Origin of the sequence: Anaerovibrio lipolyticus LB2005 (assembly GCF_000621545.1) — a bacterium.
Classification (GTDB): Bacteria; Bacillota; Negativicutes; order Selenomonadales; family Selenomonadaceae; genus Anaerovibrio; species Anaerovibrio lipolyticus_A.
The window spans coordinates 228,443-242,517 of sequence record NZ_JHYA01000002.1; the positions used below are offsets into that span (position 1 = coordinate 228,443).

At 43.7% G+C, this 14,075-nt stretch carries 13 protein-coding genes; 10 read left to right on the forward strand and 3 right to left on the reverse strand.

The annotated features are described in order from the left end of the window. Positions 1-132: 132 nt before the first annotated feature. Positions 133-1,446: a phosphomethylpyrimidine synthase ThiC gene (gene thiC, locus T355_RS0102815; protein ID WP_027396430.1), complete on the forward strand. Its 1,314-nt coding sequence runs from the start codon at positions 133-135 to the stop codon at positions 1,444-1,446. A 94-nt stretch (positions 1,447-1,540) separates the two neighbouring features. On the opposite strand, the gene T355_RS0102820 is transcribed toward thiC, so the two are convergent. Beyond that, positions 1,541-1,903, reverse strand: coding sequence for an ArsR/SmtB family transcription factor (locus tag T355_RS0102820; protein WP_027396431.1), 363 nt, complete (start codon positions 1,901-1,903; stop codon positions 1,541-1,543). 225 nt (positions 1,904-2,128) lie between these two features. Here T355_RS0102820 and T355_RS0102825 point away from each other — a divergent pair, with 225 nt between their 5' ends. Beyond that, entirely contained in the window at positions 2,129-2,350 is a 222-nt protein-coding gene (locus T355_RS0102825; RefSeq protein ID WP_027396432.1) for a cation transporter, read from the forward strand. Between the two features lie 35 nt (positions 2,351-2,385). Beyond that, positions 2,386-4,290 carry a heavy metal translocating P-type ATPase gene (locus T355_RS0102830; RefSeq protein WP_027396433.1) on the forward strand — a complete coding sequence of 635 codons (1,905 nt, stop codon included), beginning with the start codon at positions 2,386-2,388 and terminating at the stop codon, positions 4,288-4,290. A gap of 231 nt (positions 4,291-4,521) precedes the next feature. Here the strand turns inward: T355_RS0102830 and T355_RS0102835 are convergent, their stop codons facing one another. Continuing rightward, positions 4,522-5,025, reverse strand: coding sequence for a hypothetical protein (locus T355_RS0102835; RefSeq protein ID WP_027396434.1), 504 nt, complete (start codon positions 5,023-5,025; stop codon positions 4,522-4,524). Positions 5,026-5,107: 82 nt separating this feature from the next. Further along, positions 5,108-7,195 carry a methyl-accepting chemotaxis protein gene (locus tag T355_RS0102840; protein WP_027396435.1) on the reverse strand — a complete coding sequence of 696 codons (2,088 nt, stop codon included), beginning with the start codon at positions 7,193-7,195 and terminating at the stop codon, positions 5,108-5,110. Positions 7,196-7,448: 253 nt separating this feature from the next. On the opposite strand from T355_RS0102840, the gene T355_RS0102845 reads away from it, so the two are divergent. From T355_RS0102845 to T355_RS13310, 7 genes are all read left to right on the forward strand, one after another. After that, a complete protein-coding gene (locus T355_RS0102845; protein ID WP_027396436.1) occupies positions 7,449-9,497 on the forward strand; it encodes a methyl-accepting chemotaxis protein in 2,049 nt (682 codons plus the stop codon). Positions 9,498-9,637: 140 nt separating this feature from the next. After that, positions 9,638-10,189: a virulence RhuM family protein gene (locus T355_RS13305; protein ID WP_081777590.1), complete on the forward strand. Its 552-nt coding sequence runs from the start codon at positions 9,638-9,640 to the stop codon at positions 10,187-10,189. Positions 10,190-10,203: 14 nt separating this feature from the next. Beyond that, complete coding sequence (locus tag T355_RS0102855) at positions 10,204-10,488, forward strand: hypothetical protein (RefSeq protein WP_155851656.1); 285 nt, start codon at positions 10,204-10,206, stop codon at positions 10,486-10,488. Between the two features lie 60 nt (positions 10,489-10,548). Further along, positions 10,549-11,274 carry an AAA family ATPase gene (locus tag T355_RS0102860; RefSeq protein WP_027396438.1) on the forward strand — a complete coding sequence of 242 codons (726 nt, stop codon included), beginning with the start codon at positions 10,549-10,551 and terminating at the stop codon, positions 11,272-11,274. A 238-nt stretch (positions 11,275-11,512) separates the two neighbouring features. After that, positions 11,513-12,211 (forward strand): tRNA (N6-threonylcarbamoyladenosine(37)-N6)-methyltransferase TrmO, encoded by a 699-nt coding sequence (gene tsaA / locus T355_RS0102865; RefSeq protein WP_027396439.1) that lies wholly within the window; start codon positions 11,513-11,515, stop codon positions 12,209-12,211. Between the two features lie 113 nt (positions 12,212-12,324). Further along, positions 12,325-12,747: a MarR family winged helix-turn-helix transcriptional regulator gene (locus T355_RS0102870; RefSeq protein WP_027396440.1), complete on the forward strand. Its 423-nt coding sequence runs from the start codon at positions 12,325-12,327 to the stop codon at positions 12,745-12,747. Further along, positions 12,744-13,937, forward strand: coding sequence for an MFS transporter (locus T355_RS13310; RefSeq protein ID WP_051555329.1), 1,194 nt, complete (start codon positions 12,744-12,746; stop codon positions 13,935-13,937). The genes T355_RS0102870 and T355_RS13310 overlap by 4 nt, the downstream gene beginning before the upstream one ends. The last annotated feature ends 138 nt before the right edge of the window (positions 13,938-14,075 follow it).

Here is a 14,075-nt window from a genome sequence, read left to right on the forward strand (position 1 = left end):
ACTGTCTTTTACTATGAAATCTTAGCGAATCGAATCTGAAAGATGAAGATGAGCTCTAGATTTCGTGTAAGGGCTGATGAAAGCCAGTATGCTTTCATCTTGCTTGCTTTATTTATGGAGGGTAAGAAAGAAATGAAAAGAGAGTATGCAACACAAATGGAGGCGGCCAGAAAGGGAATTGTTACCCCGGAGATTGAGGCTGTAGCCAAAAAGGAAAACAGGGAGATTTCCTTTATTATGGATATGGTGGCCCAGGGGAAGGTAGCCATTCCTGCCAATGTAAATCATAAGAGCCTTGAGCCAAATGGGGTAGGCAGTATGCTGAAAACCAAGATAAATGTTAATCTTGGTGTATCAAGGGACTGCAAGGACTATGATATAGAAATGCAAAAGGTTATGAGCGCCGTTAATCTGGGAGCAGAGGCTATTATGGATCTATCCTCCCATGGGAATACCCAGCCCTTCAGACAGAAGCTGTGCCGGGAATGCCCTGCCATGGTGGGGACTGTGCCGGTTTATGATGCGGTGATTCACTATCAGAGGGATTTGGCAACTCTTACGGCCAAGGATTTTGTGGATGTTGTAAGACTTCATGCTGAGGATGGTGTGGATTTTGTTACTCTCCACTGCGGTATTACCAGAAAGACTATTGAGCAGATTCGCAAGGGTGAGCGGAAGATGAATATCGTTTCGCGGGGGGGCTCTCTAGTTTTTGCCTGGATGTCCATGACGGGGGAGGAAAATCCTTTCTACGAATATTATGATGAGATTTTGGACATTTGCCGTGAATACGATGTAACGGTAAGCCTTGGAGATGCCTGTCGTCCAGGATGTCTGGCTGATGCTACCGATGGAGTGCAGATAGAGGAGCTTATTCGCTTGGGTGAGCTGACTCAGCGGGCCTGGGACAAGGATGTACAGGTTATGGTGGAGGGGCCGGGTCACGTGCCAATGGATCAGATTGCCGCCAATATGAAGGTGCAACAGACAATATGCAAGGGTGCCCCGTTCTACGTTTTGGGACCATTGGTTACGGATATTGCTCCGGGATATGATCATATTACTGCTGCCATTGGTGGTGCTATAGCAGCCATGAGTGGCGCAGCCTTTTTGTGCTATGTTACCCCAGCAGAGCATCTGGCCCTGCCAAACGTGGATGATGTAAGGGAAGGTATTATTGCCAGTAAGATAGCAGCCCATGCGGCAGATATTGCCAAGGGCTTGCCGGGGGCTCGCGATCAGGATGACCGTATGGCAGATGCCAGACGAAAGCTGGATTGGGATGCCCAGTACAAGGAGGCTCTGGACCCGGAAACAGCCAAGTCTATCCGCGACTCCCGTGCTCCTGAGGATGACCATGCAGATACCTGCAGCATGTGCGGAAAATTCTGCGCCGTGAGATCCATGAACAAGGCCCTGGCCGGGGAAATAATTGATATATTGTAAAGAGTTCAACGGTATATACAGTCTCGTTGAAATGTAAACGACCATGTAGGAGAGGTAAGCTCTTACATGGTCGTTGCTTTTCATAAGTATTATTTTACTGGTCGCAGCAGTTGATTTCTGCGATTTCCTCAATGGTATGGTGCAGTTTATTCACCATGGGGGTATCAGCAGCGGTATAGTATACCTCCTTGCCCTCACGGCGTGTGGTTACCAGACCAGTGTTTTTAAGAACCCGTAGATGGTGAGATACGGCCGGGGAAGACATATTCATAAAGGCCGCAATATCCACCACACATTCTTCCGTGTGACAAAGCAGCCAAAATATACGTAATCTTGTAGGATCACCAAGCTGCTTCATGGCTTCTGCTACAGCGGCAATGGTACATTCTGCTGGCATATTTTCAACTATATATTGTTCTTCTTCATGGCTATGGTGGTTATGGGGAAGTGTAGTCATGGATAAAGCACTCCTTATGCTGGAATAACGATCTTATATATTGTATTTTAATTAATTATAGCAGAAATTAACAATTAAGCAAAAGTTTAATTATTCACTTGACAACGATTAAGCAATTGTTTAATATATAGACATAGAGAACGATTAAATAACTACTTAATTGTCCGTACTATTGACTGACAATTATTTGGATGTATGCAGGAAAAGAAAGAGAGGAATATTATTATGAAAAAGACCTATAAAATTGATGTGGATTGTGCAAACTGTGCTGCTAAGATGGAGGATGCAGCCAATAAGGTTAATGGCGTTAAGGCTGCTTCTGTAAATTTCATGGCCTTGAAGATGAAGGTTGAATTTGAAGATGGGGTTGAGCCAAATGAGGTTATGAAAAATGTATTGGCTGATTGCCGCAAGGTGGAACCAGACTGCGAAATCTTCTTTGAATAAATGAGAGCAGTATTAAGCTGCAAGGGGAGATTGCCATGAATGAAAAACAAAAACAAAATCTGATACGCATAGTCATCACCTCCGTCATTATGATTGCCTTAAATTTTATCGAGGCTGATGGAATGTTCAGGTTTACCTTATATATCATTCCATATTTTATAATCGGACATGATATATTGATAAAGGCTGTGAAGGGAATCAGAAACCGTCAGCCCTTTGACGAGAATCTGCTGATGGCAATTGCCACTTTAGGTGCCATTGCCCTGGCGTTGTATCGTAGTGGTGATTATGTAGAGGCTATTGCGGTAATGTTGTTTTATCAGATTGGCGAATGGTTCCAAAGCTATGCCGTGGGCAAGAGCCGCAAGGATATTGCAGACTTAATGGATATTGCTCCGGATTATGCCAATATGGAAAATGAGGATGGCCAGTTGGAGCAGGTGGACCCAGATGATGTGGAAATTGGTTCTGTTATTGTGGTTAAGCCCGGTGAAAGGGTTCCTATTGACGGAATTGTGTTAGAAGGTCATTCTACTTTAAATACAGCAGCTCTTACTGGTGAATCACTTCCTAGGGATGTTGAACCAGGTAATGAAATAATTTCCGGCAGTATCAATTTAAATGGCTTGCTGAAGGTGCGTACCACTAAAGAATTTGGTGAGTCTACGGCCTCTAAAATCCTTGAACTTATCGAGGATGCAGGCTCCAGAAAGTCTAAGTCTGAGGAATTTATTACTAAGTTTGCCCGGGTATATACCCCTATTGTAGTGTGGGCAGCTATCGCCTTGGCCGTAATTCCACCAGTGGTTTTAACTGTTATGGACAGTGAACCCATGTGGGGGGAGTGGCTGTATAGGGCCTTGACCTTCCTGATAATCAGTTGCCCTTGTGCACTGGTTATATCTATTCCTTTATCCTTTTTTGCAGGACTGGGGGCGGCCAGTCGTCATGGTATTCTGGTAAAGGGCTCCAATTATATGGAAACCTTGTCGGAAACTAAAACAGTTGTATTTGATAAAACTGGTACTCTGACTAAGGGCACATTTAGTGTAGTAGCTATTCATCCGGAAAAGCTGGATGAAAACCAGCTTCTCCATTTGGCAGCCCATGTGGAGCGCTATTCATCCCATCCTATTGCCCTTTCTCTCTTGGAGGCCTATCCGAATGAGCATGACGATTGCCATATAGAAAATACAGAAGAAATTGCCGGCCGGGGTATTAAGGCCATTATTAATGGCGATACGGTTTGTGTTGGAAATGCGCGTATGATGGAGGATCTTGGCATTAATTGGAAGCCTTGTGAGCATAGTGGCACTATAGTCCATGTGGCCATTAATGGTGAATACGAGGGTCATATCGTGGTTGCTGATACTCCTAAGCCACATAGTAAGGCGGCTATAAAAGCACTTAAGGCCCAGGGAATCCGTGAGACCATTATGCTGACTGGTGACGCAAAGGCTGTAGCTGACGTTGTCGCAGCAGAGCTTGGCCTTGACCAGGTAAGAAGTGATTTGTTGCCTCAGGATAAGGTCAGTGAAGTGGAGAAGCTACTCGCCGGTAAACGTAGTGAGGATGAAGCATTGGCCTTTGTGGGGGACGGTATTAATGATGCACCTGTGCTTTCCAGGGCAGATATCGGTATTGCCATGGGAGCCATGGGAAGTGATGCGGCCATAGAGGCTGCCGATGTAGTTTTGATGGATGATGATCCATTTAAGATTGCCACAGCCATCCGCGTGTCCCGTAAGTGCCTCAGAATTGTAAAGGAGAATATCTGGTTTGCCATTGGTATTAAAGTATTGGTTTTAGTCGCTGGTGCCCTTGGCTTTGCCAGCATGTGGGCGGCTATATTTGCCGATGTGGGAGTGGCAGTTTTGGCTATTCTTAATGCTATGCGGTGTATGTATATTAAGGCTCAGCAGCCAGAGACAGTATCATAAAACAATATATTGTAAAACGAGCAGGGGCATTACCTCCAGCACGGATTAAGATCTAAAATTATTTTTTACATTATTGTTAATAGCGATAAAAATTATAACTCGCTTCGCTCAAACAAATAATTTTTATCACTAATGCAGGTTTGTAAAAAATAATTTCTTAAAGATCTAAATCCTATTGCTGTTGGCAATTACCCCTGCTCTTTGTATTTTGGTAAAATGCTTTTTTATATATTATTCTATCCTTACTCTAAATGAAAGAATAGGGTCATTTAAATTGCCTAATATTTCTCCCTCTGGCAGCCATTCCCTGGACCAGCCCTGATTCTTGATGCGTCCCTTGTAGGAAACGGACCATAAATCGCCTCTCCAGCTACCTAAGGCTATTTGTATACCATCAATAGGCTTGCCATAGATACCGGCTGTGGATCCGTTCATGGCCCAGCCAGTCCATTCACCATTCTGCACGTGAACACGATACATGACATACATATTTCGCCCTGTGAGAAACTGTACCCGTATGGCATCAATAGTCTGAGTACCGTAAGGATCTCCGGCGGCTTCACCGTCATTGGCCCGGTCTGACCAGCCGTTTTCCAGAGTGTGTGCATAATACTGAATCAGGGGGCGGTCACCAATATCATCAAGGTCATTCCAGCCCCATCCCCAAGCAAAACAGCTGGATATAGATAATAGCATAAAGCTGAATGTCAAAAGCAGAATTTTGAATTTATCCATAATAATCTCTCCTTTCTATAAGAATATCGAAGAAAAATGCCGGCCCCAAAAGGAACCGGCAATTTTTTACATTAGAAGTTGATTAAATACCAAGCTCGATGTTGCGGATGGTCTCCTGCAGAACCTTGAGTTTTTCGGTAACTGTGGCGTTAACGCTGTCCAAATCATTGATAACCTGAGTGGATTTGGAAATCTGCTCCAGACTGTGCTGCAGGCTATCGTGAACGGATGCTACCTGTTTGGAGAAGCGCTGATCAAACTCATCAATTTTGGCTTCAAATTCCTTGTTCTTTGCCAAAATGGTATCGATGGCCTTAACATCGTTTACCAGAGTGTTAATGGCTTCATCGGAGCTTTGAACACTCTCCTGGGTACTCTTGGACAGCTTACCAACCTCTTGGGCTACAACAGCGAAGCCACGGCCATGTTCACCGGCACGGGCGGCCTCGATGGCGGCGTTGAGAGCCAGCAGATTAATCTGGGAAGAAATATCTGTAATAATCTGCATTACATCATTTATCTTTTCAGTGCTGGAGCTTAGGAGCTTCAGCTTTGGCGTAATCTCTGAATTGCGTTCCAGCAGCTGTGAGAAGTAGGAGCCCTGCTCATCGATACCGCCGGAAAGCTCCTGCATGGAATCCTTAACCGCATCAACGTCCTTGGACATCTGGGAAATGGTACGGATAATGGATGGCAGGCTCTGCTGATATTCGTCAAAGAGGTCAAGCACCTGATCCTTCAGTACACCTACACGTTGCTGACGGGCGATTACACGGGTGAGGAAGAATTCCTGACAAGCCGCATAATGACCAGCAAAATAATCCAGATACTGATCGTGGAAGGAAGTGCCATTTGGTTCATAGTAGAAGAAAATAGCTGTCAATGTTTCGTTCATGTGCAGACCACTGATTTCACCAAAGCTGGAGAAACCAGCCACAGGATATTCGTTGAACATATCAATGTGCTTGATTTCTTCAGGATAACCTAGACGGCGGAGTATGCAGTCATTTAAGATAGCGCCAATTGGAGCAGGCTTGCCCTGATTAAACTCTCTCACAGCGTTTTTGAGGTCATTTTCCAGTCCTACGCGTTTCATAAGGTAGAGGCGCTCGCCGGACTCAATATCGCAGAAGAAATTAATGCGGTAGTTGCTTTCATCAATGCTGGAAATGGAACGGATAAAGTTTTCACCTTTTATATCGGTGGCGAAGGTGTATTCCTGCATCTTTGCGTTAAGCTCAGAGACACTGGAGCATCCCAGCTCTCTCTTAAGGGCATCAATGAATGGAACAGCATCGCCGTTGGTGTCTTCTACAGTGGAAATGTAACGCAGAGCGGAGTTGGCATTTACTACGTCGAAGTATTTGCCTACCCTTTCAACGGCCTGAGTCTTTAAAATACCATAGCGATAGTTCTTGGATGTGTGAACGATAACAGCCACAGCAACATTTTCCAGAACCTGGCTGTCGTTGTAGATATAAGTATGCTGGAAATCCAACAGACCGGCGGAGCTGCCGCCGATAAACGGAATAGGGAACATACCATTCTGGTAGAATGCCTGCATAACGAAGGATTCGCAGTTGGAAAGACCATCGATATATAATAAACCAAAGGTATGGTTAACATTCATGCGGAATGGAATCTTATGTTTATCAATTTCCTGCTGCATTCTTCTAACACGATCTTCAACGCTCATGTCAACGCGACCTTGACGCAGATCATCATTAGGCAGTTTGATGGTCATGATGTACATGTTGTCGATCATGCGGCGGGAAAATACTTGAAGTAAAACCTTGCGACGATTGTCTGGTGCTTCGCAATATAATGTACGGCTGCTAGCATGTCTGCACAGCTCACCGGAGGTGGTTAACAAAATCAGCTTGGCATTTGGAGGCAATACGGCCTTTATGCTGGAAGCGACATCATTCATGTCGTTGTCTGGGGAAACATAGCCGATAACCAGTGCAGGCCCTTCGGCAACGTCAAAGAGGGGAGTTAATGCTGAAGAATTCAGCTCGCTGGTGGACAGATAAGCCACCTTGGTATCTGGGGTGGATGCAGCACTGGCAGTAGGTGTAGCTGCCGGACGAACAGCCTTAGGGGCTATCCGTTCTGCTGGTGATGGTGCGGCAGCTTTGGGTTGATTTGATTTGAATAAACTATCGAACATAATCTGTGACCTCCTATATAAAGTCCTTTTACGTTAGTAACACAATCACTGTACATTGTTAAAATTCGTTATTGATAAATAATTTCCTGCTTTAAAAGAAAAATAATACTCAATTTAAAGAAATTATCTATAGAAATATTTCGCAGATAAAAGCAGGAATATGCCAATAAATGTAGAAAAAATAATTTGTAAAGTGGCTAAAATTACATAGCAAATATGTAGTTTGATAACTAAAAGAAAGGATGGAGTTATTATGTCGAATAACAACATTTCAAATCAGGGGAATGTCCGTACTGTAAAGACGGAAATCCTGATGTATGTGTTGCCTATTGTAATAATAGGCCTGGTGATTATGTCTGGAATAATCTTCAAGTATGTGGGAAGTACCTTTGAGGATCAGCTGACACGCAGCTCTCTGAACAATGCTCAGGAGGTCTCCGATGGTGTATCTGCATGGCTGGAGACGCGTATGTTGGAGACCCAGAATGCTGCAAATATTCCTTCTGCAAAGGTGCTGAAGGATAATCCAGCGGGGATGAATGAGAACAATAAATATCGTCTTGCTCTCATGAACAAGATTTATCCGGGGGTTTATGACTCCGTCAGCTGGGGTCCCTTTGATGGCTCTGGCGTATTGTATGGTGAGACAAAGTCCGGCTTCAAGGAAATGCATAATGCAGATAAGGCTTGGTACAAGGAAACCATGACTGGTGCCAAGGATTCCTTTATGGCATCCCCTGTAATTTCCCAGGCCACTGGTAAGATTATTGTGAATTCCATTGCTTTGGCAAAGGACAATAATGGACAGAATGTAGGTATGGTATTGGCTGCTATCTATGTTGATGCAGTTATGGAGAAGGTAAGTGACTTTAAGCTTGGTGAAAAGGGCTACAGCCTTTTGGTTTCCAAGGAGGGAACTTACATTGTAAATCCTGATGAAGAAGCCATCATGAAGAAAAAGATTTCTGAGGACAGTGATCCTGAAATCAAGACTTTGGGTGAAAAGATGCTTTCCGGTGATGCCGGTGTCTATAAGTTTACCAATAAAGATGGCGACGATATGATTGCCTTCTATAACCCAATTAAGGCTACTGGCTGGGGTATGGCTACCATTGCATATCAGGATGAGCTGTTTGCCCCTGTAGGCAATGTACTTAAAATCATGGTAGGAATAAGCCTGCTTCTTATAGTTTTGATTTCCTTGGGAGTTCTTGTTACTGTGAATAAAGCCATGGCACCTCTTGCAGTTATGATGGATGAAATGCATCTTTTGGCAGCAGGTGATTTCCGTAATCGTCCAAGCCGTATTACCTCCAATAATGAGTTGGGAGCTTTGGCTGCGGCGGTTCGTGAAATGCGTCAGGGTGTAAGCAATGTTATGAAGCAGGTTAGCGGTTCCTCTGATAGTCTGGCTGCAGCCGCTGAGGAGCTGAATGCCACCACTGAGCAGTCTGCACAGGCCTCCAACCAGGTGGCAAATTCCATTGTAAATGTTGCCCAAGGTACTAATGAACAGCTGGAAGCAGTTAGCTCCACTGGAACGGCCATCGAGGAATTGAACGACACCATTCAGACAGTTGCCGGTGAAGCCGATGCAGCAGCAGCCCATGGCCGTGAAGCCGCAGAGGTAGCCCGTGATGGAGGCAAGACTCTGGAGCAGGCCATTGGACAGATTAAGCGCATAGAGCAGAGCACCAATGAGTCTACAGAAGTGGTTACTGCATTGGGTGAGCGCTCTGCAGAAATTGGTCAGATCGTGGATACCATTTCAAATATCTCTGCACAGACAAACCTGTTGGCCCTAAATGCAGCTATTGAGGCTGCCCGTGCTGGTGAGCATGGAAGAGGCTTTGCCGTAGTAGCAGATGAGGTTCGTAAGCTGGCTGAGTCCTCTCAGGAGGCAGCTAACCAGATTGCTGATCTTATTCAGCAGACCCGCAAGGATACCGACAATGCCGTTGCTGGTATGCAGGCGGGCAGCGAGGAGGTTCGTGTTGGTACTCAGAATATTATCAGCATGGGTGAGAGCTTCCGCAAGATTATTGAAATCGTTGAGACAGTTTCCGGTCAGGTTCAGCATATTTCCTCCGCTATCAGTGGCATGGCTGCCAACGGAGAGGAAGTTATGGGGCATATTAGAACCATTGGTGATGCCAGCAGAAAGGCAGCTGAGGAAGCTGAGACCGTATCTGCCGCAACAGAGGAGCAGAGTGCCAGCGTAATGGAGATTTCCAATGCGTCCGATAGCCTTTCCAAGATGGCAATGGAGCTGCAGAATGAAATCAGCAAGTTTAAGCTATAATTATACGAGTGTATTGTGTGTGTAAAATATTATAGGATCGGGCCTTCCCTGCGGGGAAGGCCTTTTTTTGTGGACAATTATACGAACATATGTTAGAATAAACACAGCAAACATCCATGAAAGTGTGAAAGAGGCAAAATATGGCAACAATAGATAATGGGAGAGAGGAACAAGGGGAAATCATCATTTATCAGACCGATGATGGCAGAACGAAGATAGATGTTCGGTTTGAAAATGATACTGTTTGGCTTACGCTTAATCAAATGACAGAACTATTTGGTCGTGATAAGTCAACTATCTCACGCCACATAAAAAATATTTTTTCTGAAGGGGAATTAGTGCGTGAGGCAGTTGTTGCAAAAAATGCAACAACTGCCTCTGATGGCAAAAATTATCAGGTTGAGTTTTTTAATCTAGATGTTATTATTTCCGTAGGCTATCGTGTCAAGTCCCTTCGTGGAACTCAGTTCCGCCGCTGGGCAACGGAACGGCTGAAGGAATACATCATCAAGGGCTTTACGATGGATGATGAGCGGTTGAAAAAAGTCGGGGGCGGCAATTACTGGAAAGAGCTTCTTGACCGTATTCGTGACATACGATCATCGGAGAAAATGCTTTATCGTCAGGTGTTGGATTTTGGTTATTTTGATATTGCTGAAATCCTACAGAATTTGGTGAGCCGAACTTCGTAGTTAAGGTCACCATTATGTTAAAGAATAGATATGCGCAAGAGGATAGAGAAATTATCATGGAGATCAAGTATAGAGATTTATGCTATGCTACCTCAAAATGTTTTACTGAGTGTCTTAAAAAGTATGGATTCATGGGATTTAGTTCCGGTTCTTATGGTGATGAAATAAATATAAGACAGTTGCTAATAATAAAAGCATTTGCCCTGGGATTGATTGGGAATGAGAATGGCTTGAATGTAAATAACCACTATGATTTTTCATTTGAGGAAGAAATGGAGATTTTAGCAGTGGATATGTAATGGGTTCAGGTTTGCTACTTATGCACACATCGTGGTTTCATTTTTAGGGGATTAAGCAATATGAATAGTTCATTGTTTATTAGTAAGTTGATTATTGATTGGGATAAAATAGACGGCCATAGCTATTTGAGGAATATACCAGCAATAGATTCTATTGATGAGCTGGAATTTCATGCACCAATTACTTTGTTCGCTGGAGAAAATGGCATGGGTAAATCAACGCTGTTAGAAGCAATGGCTGTGGCATCAGGGTTTAACCCGGAGGGCGGCACGAAAAATTATGCTTTTTCAACCTATGATTCCCATTCTGATTTGTGTGATGCCATACGTTTAATAAAAAGTGCAAGGAGAAATCAATGGGGATATTTTCTGCGTGCCGAGAGTTTTTATAATGTGGCTACTAAGGAAGATGAATATAGCAAAATTGGCGGCGTACCTGAGCATTTTCACGAAATGTCTCATGGTGAGAGCTTTTTTAGGATTGCTGATAGCCAGTTCAAAGAGAATGGTCTTTATTTTCTTGATGAGCCAGAGGCAGCATTATCCCCACAGAGACAGCTTGCTTTGCTCAGAAAAATATACTTTAGCGTTAAGGATGGGGCACAGTTTTTCATCGTTACCCATTCTCCAATCTTATTAGGGATACCTTATTCAGAAATACTTGTCTTTGATGAAAAGGGCGTTCATATTTCTTCCTATGAGGAGACAGATAGCTATCAGGTTACTTCACTTTTTATAAACCGGAGAGAGTATATGTTGGAACAGCTATTGGAAGACGAAAAATAGTAATTAAATAACCATATCCTGTGGTATAAATAAATTCATATCCACCAGTTGCTAAAAGGAACTGGTGGTATGGTTATTTTTTTTAAAATGTATGTGATTATATAGGGTTGGCCTTCCCTTCGGGGAGGGCTTTTTCTTTTGCCATGTTCTGTACGGTAAGGAGTCAGTCTTGAATTAGTATGCTATACTGATAGAAATGCGTTTAATAATGTGTAAAAAATGAAAAGGATTTGAAGGCATGGCTGATATTATAGAAACAAAAATAATAGGAAGAATTCATACGGATTTTCCAACCAAGTTTGGCATTCCCCGGCAGAGTGGGGTGGTGAAGGAGCTGAAGGGACGTATTGTTTTCGAGCCGGAATATCGTAATGAGGATGCTCTCAGAGGTATAGAAGGCTTTTCACATTTGTGGCTTATCTGGCAATTTTCCGAAAATGTTCGTGAGGGGTGGTCCCCAACGGTCAGACCACCAATTTTAGGAGGTAATACACGGGTAGGAGTGTTTGCCACCAGGTCACCATTTCGCCCTAATCCTATTGGTTTATCATCAGTGAAGCTGGAAGGGGTGGAGGTAGATCCCCATGATGGTACGGTCCTCGTAGTTAGTGGTGCAGATCTTATGGATGGCACACCAATTCTTGATATAAAGCCCTATATTCCCTATGCGGATAGTCACCCAGAGGCTACTGAGGGCTTTAGAAGTGGTGGGTGGAACCGAATGCTGGAGGTGGATTTCCCTCCGGAACTGCTGGCAAAGGTTCCGGAAAAACAGCATAAGTCCCTGATAGAGGTATTGGCCAATGACCCAAGACCGTCTTATCATCACGATCCCGATCGTGTTTACGGAATGCCCTTTGGGAATGTGGAGGTCAAATTCTCTGTAAATGAAAGGGAACTCAAAGTGGTAGCTGTTTACGATTTACGTAACAATTAATAATATCTTGTTGACAATAATACGTTAGCGTACTAATATAAAGTACGTTAACGTATTATTTTTATGAGATCATCATGAAAGTTCGATAAATACAAAAAGAAGGTGAAATCACGATGCAGATAGATGATACATTGGGCTATCTGTTATGTCGAACGGCCAGAAAGGTTCATCGCCATACCGAGAAAATATTCAGCCCATACGGACTGACTGTAGAGCAATGGGTGGCTATGAAGATATTAGCTGAGCATCCGGATATCAGCCAAAAAGAATTATCCGGACAAATGCAACGAGATCCCAATACAGTGAAGGCGATTGTGGATAGATTGCTTAAGAAGGATTATGTAAAAAGGGAGCCAAATCAAGTTGACCGACGTGCCTTTCTCTTGCAGCTGACCATGTCTGGTAAGGAGCTTGTGGATAAGCTGGCTGAGGAAGATGAACGGGAAAACCGGCAATTAGAGCTGGGGCTGGGTGAGGCTGATACAGTAAATATGAAGAAAATGTTACTAAAAATAGAGGAAATGATCAGGGAATGAACAAACTTTGGACAACGGAATTTATTAGTATGGGCGGCTGTAACTTTCTGGTATTTATGAGCCAGTATATTATGATTGCAGCCTTGCCAATTTTTATTATGGATGATTTGCAGGGTGGGGAACTGGAAGCCGGAATGGCCATGACTTTTTTCCAGATTGGAACTGTGGCCTGCCGTCCATTGGCTGGAAAACTTATCGACAGCGTGAATAAGCGAACATTGATGTTGGTGGCGACACTCTGTTTTGGGCTTATTATGCTTGGGTTCAACTTTTTTCAGACCCTTACAGGGCTTTATAGCTTGCGCCTGTTTCATGGTGTGATTTTTGCTATTGCAACTACGGCAGCTGCTGCTATGGCCGCAATGGTATTACCTGCAGAGCGCAAGGGTGAGGGTATTGGTTATTTTGCCTTGACCACAAATTTGGCTATGGTTGTAGGTCCTTTGCTGGGATTGGTAATAATCGGCAGCTGGGGAGCTGAGATGTTTTTCCCATTCATGGTGATGTTGGCATTATTTACCTTTGTTGTGGCAAATCATCGTAGACTTCCTGATGCAGTTATTTTGCCTGCTAAAAAGCAGCGCCATGTCATCTCCATCAGTGATTTTATTGAACGCAGGTCTGTGGCTATGTCTTCCATTGGTGGCCTGGTATTCTTTGCTTACGGTGGCGTATTGACATTTATTCCCCTTTATGCGAAATCCTTGGGTCTGCAGCAGGAAACCAGTATGTTCTTTGCCGTATTTGCCACTGTTATTGTGCTGACCCGTCCTATCGTTGGAAAAATATTTGATACCAAGGGACCGGATTATACAATTTATCCTGGTTTTCTGTGTTTCGCTTTGGGAATGGTTGTTTTTGGTCAGATTTCCACCATGCTGGGGCTTTTAGTGTCAGCTGCAATATTGGGCATAGGCTTTGGCGCTTTGAGCCCGGCTTTTCAGACATTGGCTATCCAAAGTGCACCGATGGAGCGTAGCGGTGTGGCTACAGCTACCTATTTCTGGTCCCTGGATATTTGTGTCGGACTGGCAGCTGGCCTTTTGGGGATAGTCGCAGCTGGCTATGGCTATACCTTTATGTATAGTGTGGTTTGCACTGGTGTTATTGTAGCAGCAGCTGTGTGTTATTTTGTTTGGAACAAGTATCAGCAAGGATACATTGTTATGATGCACAAAACATGTGAATAAAGGATATCGATGACAGTAATAAATGTCTGTTACCAATAGACATTACACTTTTGTGTACATTTTATTCCATTTCTTTGACATCCCTGTTTCTCAGTGGTAACATTTTATTTGCTGTGATTATAAATATGAGGGGCGTTT